Source organism: Streptomyces turgidiscabies Car8 (genome assembly GCF_000331005.1).
Taxonomy (GTDB): Bacteria; Actinomycetota; Actinomycetes; order Streptomycetales; family Streptomycetaceae; genus Streptomyces; species Streptomyces turgidiscabies.
Genome location: NZ_AEJB01000459.1, coordinates 1 through 20,357, shown reverse-complemented (window position 1 = coordinate 20,357; position 20,357 = coordinate 1). Strand labels below are relative to the sequence as shown.

At 68.7% G+C, this 20,357-nt stretch carries 18 protein-coding genes and 1 pseudogene; 7 read left to right on the top strand and 12 right to left on the bottom strand.

Going from position 1 to position 20,357, the window contains the following annotated elements; all coding sequences use genetic code 11:
• Nucleotides 1-129 precede the first annotated feature (129 nt).
• Together mobC and STRTUCAR8_RS33295 are read left to right on the top strand one after the other, a co-directional pair.
• A complete protein-coding gene (gene mobC, locus STRTUCAR8_RS33300) occupies nucleotides 130-705 on the top strand; it encodes a plasmid mobilization relaxosome protein MobC (RefSeq protein ID WP_044473339.1) in 576 nt (191 codons plus the stop codon).
• On the top strand, nucleotides 695-2,386 hold the full coding sequence (locus STRTUCAR8_RS33295; RefSeq protein ID WP_006380625.1) for a relaxase/mobilization nuclease domain-containing protein: 1,692 nt from the start codon (nucleotides 695-697) through the stop codon (nucleotides 2,384-2,386). Before mobC ends, STRTUCAR8_RS33295 begins: the two co-directional genes overlap by 11 nt.
• Before the next feature lie 12 nt (nucleotides 2,387-2,398).
• Here STRTUCAR8_RS33295 and STRTUCAR8_RS33290 read toward each other — a convergent pair whose 3' ends face one another.
• Nucleotides 2,399-3,037: a class I SAM-dependent methyltransferase gene (locus STRTUCAR8_RS33290; protein ID WP_006380628.1), complete on the bottom strand. Its 639-nt coding sequence runs from the start codon at nucleotides 3,035-3,037 to the stop codon at nucleotides 2,399-2,401.
• A gap of 315 nt (nucleotides 3,038-3,352) precedes the next feature.
• Between STRTUCAR8_RS33290 and STRTUCAR8_RS33285 the strand changes: the two are divergent.
• From STRTUCAR8_RS33285 to STRTUCAR8_RS33275, 3 genes and pseudogenes are all read left to right on the top strand, one after another.
• Nucleotides 3,353-9,543 (top strand): annotated as a pseudogene (locus tag STRTUCAR8_RS33285) (DNRLRE domain-containing protein).
• Nucleotides 9,544-9,661: 118 nt separating this feature from the next.
• On the top strand, nucleotides 9,662-10,273 hold the full coding sequence (locus STRTUCAR8_RS33280; protein ID WP_006380623.1) for a hypothetical protein: 612 nt from the start codon (nucleotides 9,662-9,664) through the stop codon (nucleotides 10,271-10,273).
• Nucleotides 10,274-10,355: 82 nt separating this feature from the next.
• Nucleotides 10,356-10,619, top strand: a complete 264-nt coding sequence (locus STRTUCAR8_RS33275) for a hypothetical protein (RefSeq protein ID WP_044473338.1) — start codon at nucleotides 10,356-10,358, stop codon at nucleotides 10,617-10,619.
• Nucleotides 10,620-10,907: 288 nt separating this feature from the next.
• On the opposite strand, the gene STRTUCAR8_RS33270 is transcribed toward STRTUCAR8_RS33275, so the two are convergent.
• From STRTUCAR8_RS33270 to STRTUCAR8_RS33255, 4 genes are all read right to left on the bottom strand, one after another.
• A complete protein-coding gene (locus STRTUCAR8_RS33270; RefSeq protein WP_006380614.1) occupies nucleotides 10,908-11,732 on the bottom strand; it encodes a class I SAM-dependent methyltransferase in 825 nt (274 codons plus the stop codon).
• A gap of 36 nt (nucleotides 11,733-11,768) precedes the next feature.
• Nucleotides 11,769-12,653, bottom strand: a complete 885-nt coding sequence (ppk2, locus tag STRTUCAR8_RS33265) for a polyphosphate kinase 2 (protein ID WP_006380619.1) — start codon at nucleotides 12,651-12,653, stop codon at nucleotides 11,769-11,771.
• Nucleotides 12,654-12,726: 73 nt separating this feature from the next.
• Nucleotides 12,727-12,960 (bottom strand): hypothetical protein, encoded by a 234-nt coding sequence (locus STRTUCAR8_RS33260; protein ID WP_006380612.1) that lies wholly within the window; start codon nucleotides 12,958-12,960, stop codon nucleotides 12,727-12,729.
• A 16-nt stretch (nucleotides 12,961-12,976) separates the two neighbouring features.
• Entirely contained in the window at nucleotides 12,977-14,131 is a 1,155-nt protein-coding gene (locus STRTUCAR8_RS33255; RefSeq protein ID WP_006380616.1) for an inorganic phosphate transporter, read from the bottom strand.
• 107 nt (nucleotides 14,132-14,238) lie between these two features.
• On the opposite strand from STRTUCAR8_RS33255, the gene STRTUCAR8_RS33250 reads away from it, so the two are divergent.
• A complete protein-coding gene (locus STRTUCAR8_RS33250) occupies nucleotides 14,239-15,048 on the top strand; it encodes a VOC family protein (protein ID WP_006380609.1) in 810 nt (269 codons plus the stop codon).
• Here the strand turns inward: STRTUCAR8_RS33250 and STRTUCAR8_RS33245 are convergent.
• From STRTUCAR8_RS33245 to STRTUCAR8_RS33215, 7 genes are all read right to left on the bottom strand, one after another.
• Nucleotides 15,045-15,323 carry a hypothetical protein gene (locus STRTUCAR8_RS33245; protein ID WP_179200561.1) on the bottom strand — a complete coding sequence of 93 codons (279 nt, stop codon included), beginning with the start codon at nucleotides 15,321-15,323 and terminating at the stop codon, nucleotides 15,045-15,047. The two genes, STRTUCAR8_RS33250 and STRTUCAR8_RS33245, sit on opposite strands and share 4 nt — an antisense overlap.
• Nucleotides 15,320-15,658, bottom strand: coding sequence for a DUF952 domain-containing protein (locus STRTUCAR8_RS33240; RefSeq protein ID WP_006380633.1), 339 nt, complete (start codon nucleotides 15,656-15,658; stop codon nucleotides 15,320-15,322). Before STRTUCAR8_RS33240 ends, STRTUCAR8_RS33245 begins: the two co-directional genes overlap by 4 nt.
• Nucleotides 15,659-15,689: 31 nt before the next feature.
• Nucleotides 15,690-16,115 (bottom strand): YciI family protein, encoded by a 426-nt coding sequence (locus tag STRTUCAR8_RS33235; RefSeq protein WP_006380629.1) that lies wholly within the window; start codon nucleotides 16,113-16,115, stop codon nucleotides 15,690-15,692.
• The gene (locus tag STRTUCAR8_RS33230) at nucleotides 16,112-16,327 is read right to left on the bottom strand and encodes a hypothetical protein (RefSeq protein WP_044473336.1); all 216 of its coding nucleotides are present in this window, start codon (nucleotides 16,325-16,327) and stop codon (nucleotides 16,112-16,114) included. The genes STRTUCAR8_RS33235 and STRTUCAR8_RS33230 overlap by 4 nt, the downstream gene beginning before the upstream one ends.
• A 77-nt stretch (nucleotides 16,328-16,404) precedes the next feature.
• A complete protein-coding gene (locus STRTUCAR8_RS33225) occupies nucleotides 16,405-17,016 on the bottom strand; it encodes a GNAT family N-acetyltransferase (protein ID WP_044473335.1) in 612 nt (203 codons plus the stop codon).
• Nucleotides 17,017-17,195: 179 nt separating this feature from the next.
• Nucleotides 17,196-18,308 carry a family 2 encapsulin nanocompartment cargo protein polyprenyl transferase gene (locus STRTUCAR8_RS33220; RefSeq protein WP_006380631.1) on the bottom strand — a complete coding sequence of 371 codons (1,113 nt, stop codon included), beginning with the start codon at nucleotides 18,306-18,308 and terminating at the stop codon, nucleotides 17,196-17,198.
• A gap of 125 nt (nucleotides 18,309-18,433) precedes the next feature.
• Nucleotides 18,434-19,840, bottom strand: coding sequence for a family 2B encapsulin nanocompartment shell protein (locus STRTUCAR8_RS33215; RefSeq protein ID WP_006380620.1), 1,407 nt, complete (start codon nucleotides 19,838-19,840; stop codon nucleotides 18,434-18,436).
• A 270-nt stretch (nucleotides 19,841-20,110) separates the two neighbouring features.
• On the opposite strand from STRTUCAR8_RS33215, the gene STRTUCAR8_RS33210 reads away from it, so the two are divergent.
• Nucleotides 20,111-20,344, top strand: coding sequence for a hypothetical protein (locus STRTUCAR8_RS33210; protein WP_044473334.1), 234 nt, complete (start codon nucleotides 20,111-20,113; stop codon nucleotides 20,342-20,344).
• Nucleotides 20,345-20,357 lie beyond the last annotated feature (13 nt).

The window sequence follows — 20,357 nt, the reverse complement described above, 5'->3', positions numbered from 1 at the left end:
AGCATGCACGACACCAGCACCGACAACCGCCGCCGCAGGGGACTGCTCGACCTGGCCCGCCGAACAGCAGCAAGCTGGAGCGAACGAGCCTCTAACGAGGCTTCGTCCGCGCTTGCCCCCGCCCCGGGGGTGGCGGAGGAGGAGGCCGGGCGCCAGCGGGCGCCCGAGCCGGAGGAGGAGATGGCTGAAGCCCGTACCGCGCTCACCATCAACTCCCTTGCACCACACGCCAAGCCGCCTACCGACGACCGCTCACCCGTCGAGCAGCCCTCCTGGCGCGAGCCCGACGCCCCGGTGCTGCCTGCGCTCATGAACCGCAAGCGCACCACCGAGAAGCGCGACCAAGAGAAGACAATCCGCTTCACCCCGACCGCAGTCCGCATCATCGCCACGGAGGCCGATCGGCGTGGCCAGAAGTTCGCCGGGTTCGTCGGCGACGCCGCGCTCGCCGTTGCCCTCGGCAAGGCCGGCCTGAACGGCAGCCCGGAGGACGATCCCATTCGGCCGTTGGTCGAGGCCATCGAAGCGCACACCGTCGCGCTGAACCGCATCGGCAACAACCTCAACCAGATCGCCGAGGCCATCCACCGAGGAACTGTTCCTGACCACGCCGAGGCGGTGCTGACCCACGTCGAGCAGACGACCGAGGCCAGCTACCGGCTCATCGACCAGCTCCTGGCGAAGGGTGCCGGCCATGGTGCCTGACGTCTCCACCGGTTCCAGCACGCTGGGTCTGATCAACTACCTCTTCGGCAAAGGCCGGCACGACGAACACACCGACCCGCACATCGTCGCGGCCTGGGACATGACCGGCGCCCCCGACCCCGGCCGGGATCCCGAAGCCACCTACACCCAGCTCGCCAGGCGCCTGGACCACCACATCGACCTGCGCACCCGCGAACTGGGCGGCAAGAAGCCGCCGCAACACGTGTGGCACTGCCCAGTACGCACCGCGCCCGGCGACCGCTACCTCACGGACGCCGAGTGGGCCGAGGTCGCCCGCCGCGTCGTGACCGCAACGGGCATTGCCCCCAAGGGCGACGAGCGGGCGTGCAGATGGATCGCGGTCCGGCACGCCGACGACCACATCCACATCATGGCCACCACCGTCCGCGCCGACGGCCGCCGCCCCCGTACGAACCGGGACGGCTGGCGGGCACAACGGGAATGCCGCAAGATCGAGGCCGAGTTCGAGCTGCGCCGCCTCAAGTCCGGCGATCTCACCGCCCCGCGCACCCCCACCGGCTCCGAGCGGGCCAAGGCCGAGCGCCAGGGCCTGAAAGAGCCCCCGCGGGAGTGGCTGCGCGAGCAGTCGTACGCGGTCGCCGCCGCCGTACGCAGCATCGACGAGTACTTCACCGTGCTGCAGTCCCTCGGCATCCAGGTCAGGCCGCGCATCGGCCCTGAGACCGGCGAGGTGACCGGCTACAGCTTGGCCGCGCCAGGCGACACCGCCAGCGGCGAGCCGGTCTGGTACGGCGGCTCGAAGCTTGCCCCCGACCTGTCGTACGACCGCCTGTGCGAACGCCTCGCCACCCAGCACCTGGCCGACCGGCCTCAGCAAGTGGCGGACCCGGCCGAACAATGGCACCGCGCCGAAACCACCATCCGCCAAGCCCACACCTTTCTCGACTCGGACGACGATGCCGCGGCTCAGGGGCACCTGGATGCCTTCGGCGACACCCTCCACAACCTGGCCCTCGCCACACACGGTGCGCACCGGGCCGAACTGCAAGCGGCGGCAAGGGCATTCAACCGCGCCCGCCGCTCGGCAGTCCGGGCCGACCATCAGGCCGCCACCGCCCTGCGGGAAGCCGCCAAGGAACTCGTCTACGCCACGCACGATCCGGGCGGACTCGCCATCGCCCTGGTCTTCGCCGCGCTCCACCTGGCACGCGCAGCCGCCAAGTGGCACGAGCAACGCGGCCACGAGCAGCAGGCCGCAGCGGCCGAAGAAGCCTTCCGCCACCTACAAGCCGGTTACCAGCAGGCCGCGCATCCGGTCTTGGCGGATCTCACCCGACGCGCCCCACGCGCCGCCACCATCAACCGCTTCGAGCAGGACCTGCGCGCAGCCCTCCCCGACCACGCCGCCCGCGTCCTCGCCGATCCCGCCTGGCTGGCCCTCACCACAAGCCTCGCCCGCGCCGAGACCGCCGGCCACAACCCCCGACGCCTCTTGGCCGAAGTCGCCGCCCAGCGAGAACTCGACACTGCCGAGCACCCCGCCGAGGTCCTCAACTGGCGCATCACCGCCCAACCGAACAGGCGAGCACAGGCGGCCCACAGGCGAAACACCCGCACGGGCACGCCCGTTACGCCCGCACTGCAACCCACGCCCACGACGGTGAGCGATCGACCTGCAGAACGCAGCCGTCACCGATAGCCGAGTCGGCTCTCAGCAGTGCCAGACAAGGATGCCGCCCAGACACGTGACCTCGAAGGTCCCGCGCTGGGCGATGTGATCGACAAGGATCGCGCGGGCCCGCTCGACCGTGGCCTCGAACGGCACGTCGTGCTGGTCCGCCCACGCCCGGTAGGAAGCCATGCGCGCGATGACCGGCTCAGGATCGTGGACCGCGATGGTGCCAGGCAATTCGACCGTCTCCACCCGGCCGAACTCCTCCCTCAGAAAGGCCGGGGCCTTCTCCAGGGAGAAGCGGGCGTTGAGCGAGATACGCACCGGGCCGCGTCCGGTGCCGAGAACGTCGCCCGCAGCGCGCTGCCACAGGTCGTCGAGTTCGGCCTTGTCACGGTTGCTATTGGTGGAGACGATCACCAGCCCATCACAGGCAACGACCCGGACCACTTGGGCGATGTCGGGCACGTGGTAGAGCATGTGCAGCGCCAAGGCGGCGTCGACACTCTGCGCGGCCAGCGGCAGGCGGGGGGCGTCAGCCACGACGACCGGGCCGGGGACAGCGGCGAGGACGCCGAGGGCGATGTCCAGGCCCAGCAGAGCCAGATCGGGCCGGTCCTCGCGGAGCCGCTGGATGAACTTGCCGCAGCCGACCCGCGCCCAAATCCCCGCGCCCAAATCCCCGCACCCAAATCCCCGCACCCAATTTTAACATCAACACAGCGAACGCTCAGGAAAAACACGGCAGTTGACCCACCCAAGTGATGTGGATCATAGCAACGAACTAGGCCCTAAATGTCCACCTTCTATGACCTTGCTAGCGTTTCCGATCTTTACCTGATGCATACATTTTCATTGGCATCACATGGGTGATGCCAATGAAAATGCCATGCCATAGGTCGGAGAACGATGACGGATCACAGACCCACGCCTCAGCGGCGCGGGAGACCTTGGCTCGGGGGACGCGCTCGCTGGACAGCTGGCGGCGTTGCCTTGGCCGTGACCATTACCCTCCTTGACGCGACAACTTCCGGAGCGGCTCCGACGCCTCAGAGCGCAGACGCGCCGAAGAAGGCAACAGCAACCCAGGCAGCCGACTTGCCTTCTGCCCGAGTCGCGGCACGACTGTCCGGCAAGCGGGTCGAGGCGCCTCGGAGCGCACGGAGACCTCCACGACGTGGGCGAACAAGGACGGCAGCCTGACCACCGAGTTCGCGGCCGGGCCGGTCCGTTTTGAGCGGGACGGCAAGTGGGTCGACGTCGACGTGGAACTGCGTGAATCCGGCTCAGGCGTTGAGCCGGTCGCACACCCGGAGGGTCTGCGACTTGCAGGCAAGACAGGCACTCCAGCGACGTCTCTGAAGGCCACTCGCGAGGCCAAGGCCACCGACTTGGTGACGCTCGGTGAAGGCGACGAACAGATCGTCCTTCAGTGGAAGGGCGGACTGCCGAAGCCGAAGCTGGACGGGACGCGGGCGGAGTATGTCAATGCCGTTCCCGGTGCGGACGTGGTCGTGGAGGCCACTCGTACAGGCTTCGAGCAGTACGTCGAGATCAAAGAGCGCCCCGGCTCGGGCGGCTACTCCTACACGCTGCCGCTGAAGGCCAAGGGGCTGAAGGCGAAGCAACTGTCCGACGGCAGCATCCTGTTCACCGACAAGAAGAACAATAAGCGGGCCGTAATGCCCGCCCCGGTGATGTGGGACGCCACCGTCGACAAGCGGTCCGGTGAGCACACCAACCGGGCCAAGGTCGGCCTGAAGGTGCTACAGAAGGGATCGTCCGTCGACCTGGTGATCACGCCGGACGCGGAGTTCCTCACTGACCCAGGTACCCAGTACCCGGTCACCGTCGACCCGTCCACCTCCTCACTGTCCAACGTCTTCGACACCTACGTCCAACAGGGCGAGACCGTCGACTGGTCCACCGACACCGAACTGGACCTGGGCAACCCCGGTACGACCAACTCCGACGGCACCCCCCGCACGGCGCGCTCCTTCATCTCCTGGAACACCACCCCGATCCAGGACGCGCTGGTCCTGGACGCCAAGCTGTCGCTGTGGAACTTCCACTCGGGCAACAACACCGACTGTGCGCTCTACCCGTGGGAGGTGTGGTCGACCGGCGCGGCCTCGAGGTCGTCGCGCTGGACGGCGCAGCCGTCGTGGACGGCGAAGAAGGCCACCTCCACCGAGACCCGCGGCAACACCTCGTGCACCGCGCAGCCGGACGGCTGGATCAACGCCGACGCGACCACGCTGGTGCAGGAGTGGGCCTCGGCCAAAGCCACCCGCGGCCACATGGGCCTGCGTGCCACCAGTGAGACTGCGCTCGGGCAGTGGAAGCGGATCAACTCCGCGAACGCCGCCTCCAACCCGCCCAAGCTGGTGGTGAACTACAACTACCGGCCGCGCACCGGCACCAAGCAGGAGGCCGGCCCGCCGTACTTCTCCTACAGCGGCGCCTACACGGTGAACACCACCACGCCCACACTGCGGGACACCTTCGTCGACCCCAACGGCGACAAAGTCGACGGAACCTTCCAGATCTACGACTCGGCCACCGACACCCAGGTCGGAGACGTGCTGGTCTCGCCCTTCGTCCCCTCCGGACAGGTGACGTCAGTGAACGTCCCGTCCGGGCTGCTGGCCAACGGCAAGACTTACAAGTTCCGTACCAGTCCCTATGACGGCACGCACTACAACACAGGCTGGTCGGCCTGGAAGACCTTCACCGTCGACACCAGCGCGCCCTCTGCCCCGACACAGATCACCTCCACCGACTACCCCACAAGCTCCTGGGTCAAGGGCGCGGGCCAGGCCGGCACCTTCACCGTCACCCCGCCCGCAACCGACCACAACTGGCTGGAGTGGTCCCTGGACGATGTGACCTGGACCAAGGTCTCCACGTCGGGCTCGGCCAGCGCCAAAAACATCTCCGTAACTCCTCCCAACGACGGCACCCACCTCCTCCAGGTTCGGAGTGTGGACAAGGCAGACAACAAGTCCGAGCCGGTCGAGTACACCTTCCACGCCGGACCGGGCGGCTTCGTCCAGCCCGCCGAGGGCGAGCGCACGGCACGCCGCCTTCCCCTCGCTGCGGAGGCCGACGCTGCCAAGTACAACGCGGTGAAGTTCTCCTGGCGCCGCTCCAAGGCCGACGTCTGGACCGAGATCCCGCCCACTGACGTCACTGCTGGCGGCACCGCCCTGACCGCCTGGCCGGTCGCCCTGACCAATGGCAAGAGCACGTCCCTGGTCTGGAACGCGACCACCACCGTCGACCCCGACGGCACGGTCGAGATCAAGGCCGACTTCACCGGACCGAACGGGGCCTCCGGCAGCAGTAACCCGCGCACCATCGTCGTCGACCGCAATGCCGACGGTGCGGCGGTACAGCTGGTGGGCCCGGGCTCGTTGAATCTGCTCACGGGGAACTACACGCTGTCGGAGAACGACACCTCGTACTACGACATGACAGTGTCCCGTACCTTCTCCTCGCGCAGCACCGACGCAGCGGCCGAGGAGGACGGCCAGGTACCAATCTTCGGTCCGGAGTGGGTGTCCGGTACCGTCGCCGAAACCAACGGTTCCGCGTACGCCTATGTTCGCAGGACATCCGACACCGCCCTCGACGTCGTGACGACTGACGGTGACGCGGTCCACTTCGCTGCCAACGCAGGGCGGACCGGGTGGATACCCGAGCCGGGCGCCGAAGGGCTGGTTCTGACGGGCAGTGTGAGCGGAGCATTCACTCTCACTGACGCCGAAGGCGCCGTGACCACCTTCGCGAAGCTCGACTCGTCGTCGACTACGTGGCAGGTCTCGTCCACCGAGTTGGACGGCCGGGACGACTCCACGACGACCATCATGTCCGAAACCGTGACCGTGGACGGCAAGCAGCTTGCCCGCCCGAAGCGGATCATCGCCCCGACCTCCGCAATATCGGCAGCGACCTGTTCCTCGACACCGACCACCAAGGGCTGCCGGGTACTGGAGTTCGTCTATGCGACCTCCACCACCGCCACTGCCGCTGCCTTCGGCGATTACACGGGCCGGGTCAAAGAAGTCCTGCTGTACGGCACAGGCAAGAGCGCCACGTCGTCCACGGCCCGCGCCGTGGCCACGTACCGATACGACGCCAACGGCAGCCTCCGTCAGCAGTGGAACCCCCGTCTGGCGCAGAGCACCCAGAAGCAGTACGCGTACGACAGCGCCGGGCGCGTCACGACCTACCAGCCCGCCACCGACCAGCCCTGGACCTTCACCTACGGCAATGCGGGTTCCGCCGACACCGCTGGTGACGGCATGTTGCTGTCCGTCTCACGCCCCACCCTCCAGCAGGGGACCAGCACCACCGTCGACGGCAACGCGGTCACGAGCATCGTTTACGACGTCCCGCTGACCGGTACCAATGCCCCCCACGCCATGGGTGCGGCGGACGTGAGGGCATGGGGTCAGGCCGATGTCCCGACTGACGCGACCGCCCTCTTCCCCCCGGACAGCGTGCCCTCCAGCCACGCAGGGAGCAGCCTGGCGTCCGGCAACTACGCGCGGGCGGCAATCACCTACCTGGGCGCCTCTGGCCGCCAAGTCGACACCGCGGTGCCGGGCGGCCACATCAGCATGACCGAATACGACCACTTCGGGAACGTCGTCCGTGAGCTGACCGCCGCCAACCGAGCTCTCGCGCTCGGCACCACTGGCAGCGACAAGGCGGCTCAGGCCGAACTCGGTATCGGCGCGCTCACCACCGCCGAGCGTGCTCTTCTGCTGTCGACCACCTCCGTGTACAGCGACGGCGGTGGCCGCAAAATGGAGGAGTTCGGACCGCTGAACCGAACGGATCTCACCAAAGACCTGACATCCGGAACGACCACGCTGGTATCCGCCGGCGCGTCGGTGGCAGCCCGCGCTTGGTCGGTCAACGAATACGACGCTGGCCGTCCCACCGACGGTTCTGCCACCGTGAAGGACCAGCTCACCAAGACCACGGTCGGCGTGCAGGTCCGCGAACACCCCACCATCCACGGTGAGACCCGGGTCGACCAGACCGTCTACGACTGGGCGAAAGGGTTGCCCACGAAGACGATCCAAGACCCCGGCGACCTCGCGGTGACCAACACCACCGAGTACGACACACAGGGCCGGGTCGTCAAGCAGCTCGACCCGGGCGCCACCGGCTCCGACGCCGCGACCCACGTAACCACCTACTGGGCAGCGAGCGGCACCGGCACCTGCCAGGGCCGTCCCGAGTGGGCCGACCTGATCTGCTCCGTCGGCCCGGCCGGTGCCATCACCGGCGGCGGCAGCAATCCGACACAACTGCCCATCACCACCTACGAGTACGACTCCTGGGGCAACACGACTACAACCGTCGACTCCGCGAACAGCATCACCCGAACCGCCACGGCGACGTACGACGCAGCAGGCCGCCCAACAACCGTCGCGGTGACTGGCGGCACCGGCCAGACCCTACCGACCGCCACCGTCGGCTACGACAGTGCCACCGGCCGGGCTGTCACCCGCACTTCACCGACGGCCGGGACGATCACGAAGGTCTACGACACTCTCGGCCGCGAGATCTCCTACACAGACGCCGATGCCGCCACCACTACGACCGAGTACGACAAGCTCGACCGGCCCTCGACGATCACCGACAGTGTCCCGTCCACGGTCACCTTCACGTACAACCACAGCCTCGAACCACGCGGCATGGCCACCTCCGCCACCGACTCGATCGCGGGCACATTCCACACGACGTACAACGCCAACGCCACCGTGAGCGGCGAGAAACTACCCGGCGGCTACACCCTCACGCAGAAGGAGGACACCACCGGCTCCGCGGTCTCCCGCACCTACACGCGGGACAGCGACGGGACTCTGATCCTGTCCGACGCAGTGACCGAGTCGGGCCACGGCCAGGTCACCACGCACTCCGGATGGTCCGACCAAACCTACCGGCACGACGCGATCGGACGTCTGACCACCGTCGAGGACACCACGGACACGGTCTGCACACGCCGCAGCTACACCTTCGGCGCGCGCAGCACCCGCACTGGCCTCACCACTTCCTCCGCCGCACCAGGCACTGACTGCCCAACCAGCGGCGGCACCACCACGACGCACACCTACGACAGCGCCGACCGCCTCGTGGACAGCGGTTACGTCTACGACGCCTTCGGCCGCACCACCACCAGCCCTGACCACGGAACCATCAGCTACTACACCAACGACCTCGTCTACCAGCAAACGACGAGCGCCCAGCGCCAGACCTGGCAGCTCGACGCAGGGCAGCGCTTCCGGTCCTGGACGGTCGAGTCCAACAGCTCCGGCAGCTGGGCCCAAACCGCGTCCCGGCTCAACCACTACGACAGTGACGCGGACAGCCCCCGCTGGACCGTCGAAGACACCAGCACCGGCGCCTTGACCCGGTACATCAACGCGGCCACCGGCGACCTCACGGCCACCACCAGCAAGACCGGCGATGTCGTCCTGCAGATGACCAACCTCCATGGCGACGTCGCCCTGCAACTCCCTCTGGACGCGGGTAAGGCGCCCATCGCCCTCGACTCGGACGAGTACGGAAACCCGCGCACCGGCCAGGCCACCACGCGCTACGGCTGGCTCGGCGGCAAGCAGCGCCCAGCAGACACGCCAACCGGTCTCGTCCTCATGGGCGTTCGCCTCTATGACCCGAGATTGGGCCGTTTCCTTCAGACGGACCCCGTCGCGGGCGGCTCCGCCAACGCCTACGACTACTCCAACCAGGACCCGTGCAACTCATCCGACACCACCGGAGCAGCCCCGAACTGCGGCAGCCGTAAGACGAGATACGGCTACGGCATGCGGATCGTCGTAAGCCGACGAGGCGGCGGCATCGCGAAGAACGGATTCCGGTACATCGGCTATTACATCAACATCCAAGTGATGGGAGGCATGAACCGCTACCTGTCCAAGAACTACACCTGGGGCGAGACCTATGGCGTCAGACCTGGAAAGCGAGGAAAGCTCGTCAAGCTCCAGTCCAAGGGCTCCTGGATGAACCCGGGGAAACTGTCTTGGGCCGTGCACTACAACGTCCAGGTCAAACCCGGATCCATCGTCTGGACTCACGGCGGCGTGGTTGTCTTCGGCTTTAGAGGCTTCATAGCCGACATGGTGTCGTCGTGCAGGGCGAGATAACCTGACATTCTGACTCCCAGTCGGAAAACAAAGCCAGACCAACGCGGCGCACTCACTCCGAGTGCGCCGCACCGGTATATCAACCCACAGTTCACCGAGGCTGAAAATGAAGAAACCTATGGCGGACATCGCGGCAGCAGCTCTCGAACGAGGACCGCATGTCCCAGATGGCAGGGTCCCAGGCAGACACGTCGCAGACCTCAGTGACGGCCCTGCCGCCGCTGACGTCTGGACCGACGGCGATCTCGGATTCGTCCTCCTCTTGCACCGCAGGAACGACGGGTTCGTCGCGAGCGAGCTGTACTACTCCATCAGGGACTCGGATCTGCGCTGGACGGATACAGAGCACCTCTCGGGAGGGATCGTCGGCTTCGATCCGACGCATGCCTCCGCATCCGAGCAAGTCCTGTCCAACGCAATGCTCGCGGTGGTATCCGAATCCGAATCCAGGCTCTCCACCGGTCGCAGCGGATACGAGGACGACGGCGAACTCATTCGCGTATACGAGCTCCTGGTGAGCGAGACGGTTGACCATCTTCGGATCGAGAAGCAGCAGCACGCACTCGGGAGTGAGCCCGCGCGCATCACACTTGAGAAAACTCTCGCGTCGCCCTTGGCAGTCGTAGCCGTGCGGCCCGGCGAGCAGCTGCAGGTTGTCCCAGTGGCGCGGAACGGCTCGCCGACCGGTGCGGCAGGCGAAGGCATCGAGCTGCTTCCAGCGGTGCAATGAGCCTTGGATCACCGATCGGTTGATCGGGGCACGGAGAGACTGCTACCACGGAACCCTCCGAGTTCGGCACAAGGACCACACCATGAACGACGCGGACAAGAGTGAACCCGAGAGCGTGACGGAGGAGCCGAGGCTATGGCAGGTGAAGATCGCCTTGGTGACAACATCGGCCAAGCACGAGGAACTCATGGACCGGCTGGTAGACGTACTGTGCCCGGACCCGGGGCATGAAGGTCCGTGTCCCATCCCCTGGGCCATGCACAGCGTGAACGGCGATTCCCTTTCAGCGAAGAAGCGAAAGGCCCTCCTGCAGGAGATCGAGGAAACCAACGTGGATCCGGCCTGACGCCACGGCACTAAGCCTGGAGTTCTCCATCCTGACGGCTCACCCCTGCGCTCTGGTCAACAGTCAGTCCGCACACGGTCCGCAGGACACCCACTGAAGACCGTCGCACCCCATCGCCAGCAATCACCAAAAGGCCAGGTCAGCGACTCACAGGGAAGATCCCCGCAGGTCACCGACCCGGCCCATTACTAGGAGACCAAGAAGGCCTGAACAAGCCTTCGGAGAAGGGCCGGTCGATCTCGACCGGCCCTTCTCGCTGTCCCACGGCTCCTCGTGTACGCGCCCACCTCAGCGTCGACACACGAGGATGCCCGCCCGGCAGCCGATCTCGAACGCCCCCTGGCGGGCGATGTGGTCGGTGACGATGGCTCGGGCCCGCTCGATCGTCTCGTCGAAGGGCGCCTCGTACTGGTCCGCCCAGGCCCGGTACGACGCCAGGTACGCGACGACCGGCTCGGGATCGCGGACCGTGACGGTGCTGGGGAGTTCGATGGTCCGTACCCGGCCGAACTCCTCTCCGAGGAAGGCCGGGGCCTTCTCCAGGGAGAAGCGGGCGCCGATCGAGAACCGGGCCGGCTCCCGTCCGGTGCCGAGCACGTCACTCGCGGCCCGGTGCAACAGGTCGTCGAGTTCGGCCTTGTCGCCGTCGCTGTTGGTGGAGGCGATCACCAGCCCGTCCGGGGCGACGACGCGCGACAACTCCCGTACCGCCTGGGGGATGTCGGGGACGTGGTAGAGCATGTGCATCGCCAGGGCCGCGTCCACGCTGCCCGTGGCCAGCGGCAGCCGCATGACATCTGCCACGGCGACCGGGCCGGGAACGGTGGCGAGGATGCCGGGCGAGACGTCCAGCCCGAGCAGGGACAGCTCGGGCCGCTCCGCGCGCAGCCGCCGGAGATACGTACCGTTGCCGCAGCCCACGTCGACCACCCGCCCGCCGCCCGGCACTGCGTCCAACTGCCCGGCGACGATGCCCGGCAGGTCGTGACGGGGTGTCTGCCACCGGTAGATCGACTGCCGGGCGGCCAGGTCCCGGTCGCTGCTGTACGCGCTGTCGGCGAGGCGGGGGCGGTCGGTGGCGGAGCCGGCGGAGGAGGGGATGCGGTCGGTCACGTCAGCGGCTCCCGGTGGTGTCGGACGGCACGGCGCTCACACGCCGTGGTCATCCTCCCCCGCCTCCAGCAGGTTCGCCGCCGCGCCCACGATGCGCGGGTCGGGGCTGCCGACGACCTCCTCGTCCTTGCCCGTGTAGTCGAAGCGGGCCAGGACGCTGCGCATCGCCTCCACCCGCGCCCGCTTCTTGTCGTTTCCCTTCACCACCGTCCAGGGAGCCTGTTCGGTGTCCGTCGCGCGGAACATGGCGACCTTGGCCGCCGTGTAGTCGTCCCAGCGGTCCAGGGAGGCGAGGTCCATGGGGCTCAGCTTCCACTGCCGTACGGGGTCGACCTGGCGGATCGTGAAACGCGTGCGCTGCTCGCCCTGGGAGACCGAGAACCAGAACTTGATCAGGTCGACGCCGTCATCGGCGAGCATGCGCTCGAACAGCGGGGCCTGGCGGGTGAAGCGGCGGTACTCGTCGTCCGTACAGAAGCCCATGACGCGTTCGACGCCGGCCCGGTTGTACCAGGAGCGGTCGAAGAGGACTATCTCGCCGGCGGTCGGGAGGTGTTCGACGTACCGCTGGAAGTACCACTGGCCGCGTTCGCGTTCGGTGGGCTTCTCCAGGGCCACCACCCGGGCGCCGCGCGGGTTGAGGTGCTCCGTGAAGCGCTTGATCGTGCCGCCTTTCCCGGCCGCGTCCCGGCCTTCGAAGACGACGACCAGCCGGCGTCCGGTCTGCTTGATCCAGCTCTGCAGCTTCAGCAGTTCGATCTGCTGGAGCCGCTTGTGCAACTCGTACTCCCTACGGTCCATGCGCTCGGGGTACGGGTAGTTCTCCCGCCAGGTCTCGACCGGCGTGCCGTCCGGCCGGACGAGGACGGGTTCGTCGAAGTCGCTGTAGTCGACCTTCAGTCCGGACATCAGTGGTGTCATACCGTCGGCCTCCTGGGCATCGACTTCGGCGTTCGTTCGTGGTCGTGCACGGTCGTTCGTGTCCGGCCGGAGGTCAGTGGAACTGCGGCACGATCAGACAGATGCCGTACGCCACCACGGCCGCGCACGCCAGGAAGCACAGCCCTGCCTGGGTGAACCCGAGCGCTTGGGTACCTTCATCATTCTCGCGCGCACCTTCGACCCGTGCGAGTCCGAGGACGCCGAAGGCGAAGACGACGACCACGGCGACGGTGACTCCGAGGCTCACGGCGGCGACCTGGCCCAGCGCTGTCCAGTCCAGCTTCATGTGGGTTCTCCCTCGCTCACGCGGCCGTACCGACGGTCGTCGGCGCCGTCGACCGGATGCCGACCTCGTGGGTGTCGTTGACGTTGTGCGCGTCGACCGGGTTGCGGCGCGCGGCGAGGACGATGCCCGCCGCGACCGCGACGGCGACCAGCGCGACGACCACGGTGCCGAAGTCGCCGCCGTACCTGACGGCGCCCGCGGAGACCCCGCCGACCAGTGCCGCGGCGGGCAGGGTGATCAGCCACGCCATCACCATGCGGCCCGCGACACCCCAGCGCACCTCCGCCAGCCGCCGGCCCAGGCCCGCGCCCAGGATGCTTCCCGACGCCACCTGGGTGGTGGACAGGGCGAAGCCGAGGTGGGCGGAGGTGAGGATGACGGCCGTGGACGCCGTCTCGGCGGCGAAGCCCTGCGGCGACTGGATCTCGGTGAGCCCCTTGCCCATGGTCCGGATGATCCGCCAGCCGCCCAGATAGGTGCCCAGGCCGATGGCGAGACCAGCCGAGGCGATCACCCACACCGGCGGGCCGGCGTCGTGGCCGAGCGCGCCCGCGGAGATCAGGGTCAGGGTGATGATGCCCATGGTCTTCTGCGCGTCGTTCGTGCCGTGGGCGAGGGAGACGAGGGAGGCGGAGGCGATCTGGCCGGCCCGGAATCCCCTGGTCACCGAGTCCTTGCGGGCACGGGCCGTGAGCTTGTAGGCGACGTAGGTGGCGATCAGGGCCGCGAGGCCGGCCACGAACGGCGAGGCCAGCGCCGGGATCAGCACCTTCTCGACGACCTTCGTGAAGTGCACGCCCTCGGCGCCTGCGCCCACCCACACCGCGCCGATCAGCCCGCCGAACAGGGCGTGCGAGGAGCTCGACGGCAGCCCCACCAGCCAGGTCAGCAGGTTCCACAGGATCGCCCCGACCAGCCCGGCGAAGATCATCCCGGGGCTGACGAGCGTGTCGTCGACGATGCCGCCGGAGATCGTCTTCGCGACCTCGGTGGACAGGAACGCGCCGACGATGTTGAGGACTCCGCCGATCAGGACCGCTGTTCTCGGTTTCAGGGCGCCGGTGGCGATGGAGGTGGCCATCGCGTTGGCGGTGTCATGGAATCCGTTGGTGAAGTCGAAGGCCAGGGCCGTCACGATGACGACCGCCACCAGGAACGTGATGTGGTCCATGCCCTCGATGGAAGCAAGCGCAGACATACTCGCGGCGAACTGCGGGCAAAGCCTGTTGCTGGAAAAAGCGCAGGTGACATGGACGGCCGCCGCTCTACGATCACCCCATGAGCACAGGTACAGGCACAGGTTCAGACACCGGAATCGGCGCCGGGAGCGGCATCCGATGGGCCTACGCCTTCGTCGACCGGCCCGCCGGACTCCTCGCGCCGGCCCACGCGTTCTGGACGGCCGTCACGGACACCCGGGTCTCCGAAGCCCGGGGTGAGCAGGGCGAGTTCGTGACGCTGCTGCCGGTCGCGGGCGACCCCTGCGTCAAGATCCAGGGGGTGACCTCCGCGGACGGCGGCACCCATCTCGACCTCGCCGTCGAGGACGTCGACGCCTTCGTCGCATCGGCGTCGGGGCTCGGGGCGGCGGTCGTCGGCGCGCACGACGGCTGGGCCGTGCTGAGCTCACCCGCCGGGCAGCTGTTCTGCGCCGTGCCCTGGCACGGGGAGACGGTACGGCCCGCCGTGGTGGACGGCAGCCGCCTCGACCAGGTTTCCATCGACATCCCGCCCGCCGCCTACGACACGGAGATCGCCTTCTGGGAGCGCCTCACCGGCTGGGACTCCCTCGCGGGCTCCCTCCCGGAGTTCCACGTCCTCAGGCCCCCGGCGGGCCTCCCCGTCCGCGTCCTTCTCCAGCGCCTCGACACCGAACGGGCCGCCGCCTCCGCCCACCTGGACCTGGCCTGCGCCGACATCGCGGCGACCCGCGCCCGCCATGAGCGGCTGGGTGCCACGGTCGTCGCCCACCACCCCCACTGGACGGTCATGCGCGACCCGGCGGGCGGCACGTACTGCCTCACCGGCCGCGACCCCGACACTGGCGGCCTGCCACCGAAGCCGACAGCGACGGACGACCTCGCCTAGGGACGAGGGGTCTCCCTCAGACACACCACGATCACTCCGGACGCCTCTGCCGGCGTCGGGGAAGCCCCCGGTGTCGCCGAGCACATGCCGGCCAGGTCCTTCAGGTCGTCCCCGTTCCGCCCCACCACCGGTGCCGGCCCGCTGTCGTCCGTCCCGTGCGAGGCAGGCGTCCGCGGCGGCTCCGCCGAGTCCTGCAGCCACACCGTGAGGGCACCTCCGACGGCCACCGTGACCACCCACACGAGCACGGCCCACCGCCACACCCGTCGGCTCACCCCCACGCCTCGACGTCCACCACGGCGGTCACCGGGATCGGCCCGTACACGTGCGGGAACTCCTCGCCGCCCGGTTCCGGGGCCTCGTACTTCAGGGGTACGTCAAGTCGCGCGGGGTCCACGACCAGCACCACCAGGTCGTCGGGGCCGTCGTAGGAGCCGTACAGGAAGGCGGCCACGCGCGGGAGTTGGTCACGGGTCGAGCAGTGGATGAAGCCCTCCTCCCGGAGGGTGCGGCCACGCGTCGACATCTCGTAGGTGCCGCGCTCGCGGGCGGCGTCCCAGAGGGCGCGTTCGGTGATGTGGAGTACGTACGGGAGCGAGGGTTCGGACATGAGGCCAAAATAGCGCCGCGGGTGCGAGCATTCACCCGTCCCCGGCACCGTCCTTGTCCCCGTCCATGACGGGGCGGATCTCCACGGGGTGCTCCGCCGCCCCCTCCGGGACCGGGCAGCGGGTGACGCGGGCGGCGATCTCGGTGACCCGCTCCAGGCTCGCGCACTCCAGCAGCCAGTAACCGGCCATCAGCACCTCGGTGTCGCCGTACGGACCGTCGGTGATCACTGTGCCACCGTCCGCACCGGCGCGGACCTGCCGAATCCGCGCGGGCTCGGCCAGGCCGTTCCCGTCGAGGAACTCGCCCGTCCCGGCGAGGTCGGCGTTGATCGCGCCCATGTAGGCGTACATGGCCCGCAGGTCGTCCTCGGTCCAGACCGGGCCGGCCCCGGCCGTCCGGCCGCTCTGGGCGTCGTAGTCCGCCTGCGTCCCGCGTACCGTCACCAGATACTTCATGACCGCTCCTTCGGCTCGGGCCGCGGCGATCGGGCGGCTTCCCCGGAGCCGTCCTCGGCCTCGGCGGCCGGATCGACGTACGCCTCGCACGCGGTGTTCCGGCACGGCCCGGCGACCCACTTGGGCACCCACGCACCCAGGGTCTTGTACCGCCGTACCACCGTGGTCACGGGCTGTCCGCAGACGGGACAGTCGTGCTCGTCTCTGCCCATGCCCTCAGGGTATTGCGGGACCGGCCGGGGCGCCCCTCGCCGGTTCAGCGCTGGACGGGGTCGACGGTGAGCGGGGATCAGGCCTGGGGCTCGCGCCACATGGGCCACATCTGGGGGCCGTCCGGGAGGTCGAGAGGGCGGTCGAGGAGGGCGAAGCCGAGCCGCTCGTAGAGTGTGCGGCTGCGGGCGCTGCTCGCCTCCAGGTAGGCGGCCACTCCCTCGCGGTCGCAGCGCTCCAGGACGTGCTGGATGAGAGCCGCGCCCAGCCCCTGGCCCTGGCTCTCCGGCGCGACGCCGATCATCCACAGGTATTCGTGGGCCCGGCCGGAGGGGTGTATCGCGGCCGTGAGCTGCCCTATCAACTCGACGCGCTCGTTGTCGGGGTCGACGGCCTCCCGCAACTGGGCCGCGTCGCCGTTGTCCTGCGCCTCCCCTTCGTTCTCCGGGTGGGCGTCGGCGGGGACGGACAGCCACAGGGCGCACCCCGTGCCGTCCTCGGCGAGGTCGACGTGGCCCTCGGCGAGCACGATGTCGAGGAAGGCGGCCATCAGCCTGGGATGCGTCGCGCGGCGGTGCTGCTGCTCGGGGAACACCCAGTTACTCACCGGGTCGTCCTGGAACGCCTCGTCCAGCAGTCGGACCACCAGCTCCCGGTCGTCCTCGCCCGCCGTACGTATCGCCACGCCCATGCCCGCCCCTTTTGTCTCAACCACCGTTGATCGTATGGCGGTTGAGAGTAACCGGTGTGCGGGATGTGACGGGCCCGCACACCGTGGGGATGTGCGGGACCCGCCGCCGGAGCGCCGCCTCGGGGCGCACGGAGTCAGGGCCGTGCGCCCCGCCGCGGGTGGCGGGTGTCTCCGGGGACTCAGGTGGTGCGGCGGGTCACGAACTCGGCCAGCGACAGGAGACCGCCGGCCGCCTCCGGGTCGGGGACCGCGCGGGACAGTTCGTGTATCGCGCGGGCCATCCGGTCGGCCGCCTGGAGCTGTGCCCAGTCCCGGCCGCCCGCCCGCTCGACGGCGAGCACCGTCCGCTCCAGAGCCCCTTCCTGCCCCTCGTCGTACGGAACCGCGTACAACTCGGCCAGTTCGGTGGCCGCCGGTGTGCCGGAGGCCAGTGCGGCGACCACGGGCAGGGACTTCTTGCGGGCGACCAGATCCGCCCCGGCCGGTTTGCCGGTGCGGCTCGGGTCCCCCCATATCCCGATCACGTCGTCGATGAGCTGGAAGGCGAGCCCGGCCTCCCGGCCGAACGCGTCCATCGCCTCGACGTCCGCGGCCGATCCGCCCGCGTAGAGCGCCCCGAGAGCGCAGGCACAGCCGAGCAGCGCGCCCGTCTTGGCCTCGGCCATGACGAGACACTCGTCGAGGGTGACCTCACCGGGGCCCCGTTTCTCCATGGCCGTGTCCGCGTGCTGCCCCTCGCACAGCTCGACCACGCAGGACGCGAGCCGGGCGGCGGCGGTGGCGGACGCCGGGTGCGGGTCCTCGGCGAGCAGCCGCAGCGCCAGGGCGTGCAGGGCGTCCCCCGTGAGGATCGCGTCGGCGTCGCCGAACACGGTCCACGCGGTGGGCCGGTGTCTGCGGGTGGTGTCCCGGTCCATGACGTCGTCGTGCAGCAGGGTGAAGTTGTGCACCAGCTCCACCGCCGCGGCCGCCCGTACGGCCGTTTCCCGGCGGCCGCCGAGTGCCGCCACCGCGGTGAGCACCAGCGCGGGGCGGATCGCCTTGCCCGCGTTGCCCGCCGCCGGACTGCCGTCCGCGTGCTCCCACCCGAAGTGGTAGAGCGCGACGCGGCGCATGGCCCCGGGCAGTGACTCGATCGCCCCGCGCAGCTCGGGATCGACCACGGCCCGCGCCTGCTCCAGGATGAGTTCGGCGTCCTGCCCGTCCGCCCCCGGGAGCGGACCCCGCTCCTCGCCCTTCCCCCGGGCCTGTGCGGGGAAGTCCTCCTGCCCCGCGTCGTGCCTCGCGCCCACGGCCGGCCGCTCCCGTCCCCCGGACTCCGGGGATCTCTCCGAACGCCTTCGAGCCGGACCGCCGATGGGGTTCCGCCTCTCCGGGTCCAGGGTTCCGATGGTCTCGGCCGGGCCGTGGGGCGGGGTCATCGCCAGCGGCCGATCTCGACGTTCTCCAGCACGCCGAGGGCGTCCGGGACCAGGACGGCCGCCGAGTAGTAGGCCGTCACCAGGTAGTTGATGACCGCCTGTTCGTTGATGCCCATGAACCGCACGGACAGGCTGGGCTCGATCTCGTCCGGGATTCCGGCCTGCTGGAGCCCGATGACCCCCTGTTCGGCCTCGCCGGTACGCATCGCGATGATCGAGGTCGTACGGGCCTCGGTGACCGGGATCTTGTTGCACGGGAAGATCGGCACCCCGCGCCAGGTGGGGATGCGGTTGCCGCTCATGTCGATCGTCTCGGGGACGAGGCCGCGCTTGTTCAGCTCACGGCCGATCGCGGAGATCGCGCGCGGATGGGCGAGGAGGAACTTGGTTCCGCGCCGCCTGCTGAGCAGTTCGTCCAGGTCGTCGGGGCTGGGCACGCCGTCGTGCGGCTGGAGCCGCTGGTCGTACTCGCAGTTGCTGAGCAGCCCGAACTCCCTGTTGTTGACGAGTTCGTGCTCCTGGCGCTCCTTCAGGGCCTCGACCGTGAGCCGGAGCTGCTGCTCGGTCTGGTTCATCGGCTGGTTGTAGAGGTCGGCGACGCGCGAGTGGATGCGCAGTACGGTCTGGGCGATGCTCAGTTCGTACTCACGGGGACTGGCCTCGTAGTCGACGAACGTGCGCGGGATGTCCGCCTCGCCGCGGTGACCGGCCGCGAGGTCGATCTCCCGCTCACCGTATTTGTTGGCGTTCTGCTCCGGGATCGCTCGCAGTTCCTGGAGGTGCCCGCTCAGCGAGTCGGCGCGCTCGGCGACCTGCTCGAAATGCTGACGGGAGAGTGTCAGGACAGTGACCGCGGTGACCGCGCGGGCCGTGTACTCCCAGAGGGCGTCCGGGTCGAGCAGCGCCTGGTCCCCGAAGTACGCCCCGTCGGCCAGCATGCCGAGTTCGGCGTCGTCGCCGTACGGACCCGTGCCGATCTTCTCGACCTTGCCGTGCACCAGCAGGAACACCTCGTCGTTCGGGCTGCCGAACGAGGCGATCTCCGAACCGGGTGTGAACTCCCGCTGCTGGCAGCGCCGGGCGAGCTCCGAGAGCACTTCCTCGTCCTCGTAGGACCGCAGGGCCGGCAACTCGGACAGTTCGGCGGGGACCACTTCCACGCGGTCACCCGTCTTCACGAACGTCAGACGGCCGTCTCCCACGGAGTAGGTGAGCCGCCGGTTCACACGGTATGTACCACCCTGCACGTTCACCCAGGGGAGCATGCGCAGCAGCCAGCGCGAGCTGATCTCCTGCATCTGGGGAACGGACTTGGTGGTGGTGGCCAGATTCCGCGCGGCCGTTGTGCCGAGACTCTGCTGCGGCTTGTCCTGCTCCGTGCGGATCTCTTCGCCTACCGACATAAAGAACTGCCCTCCCATTAACGCGTAATGCGCCGACCCGTCGCCCCCCTCGGGTGTGCTCCGCGTCGGACGCCTGCGCGCACCAGCCTTCCGCACCGGACGGGGCAGTGCTATTACACGAATGAGCGGGAATGGATCATCTCCGAAGTGGGCACAAAGAGGTTCTTCGCCACCTCGTTCGACCCGGCGAACGAGAATTACCTCCTACGGGGAACTTCAAGATCGGGCGGGCCGTTTGAGTATTCGACGGACGACGAACTGGAGAGACCGATGGCAGGCTTCCTGGACCGCGCCAAGGAACAGGCACAGCGCGGCCTGACACAGGGCAAGCAGAAGCTCGACGAGGTACAGGCCCAGCGGGCCGGCTCCGACCTGCTCAAGAAAGTGGGCGCGGCGTACTACGCGGAACGGCGCGGCAGCGGTTCCCCGGACGCGACGCAGCGGGCCCTGCAGGCACTGGAGAGCCACATCGCGGTGAACGGGGACGCGTTTCTGCGCCAGTGACGTCCTGTACGCC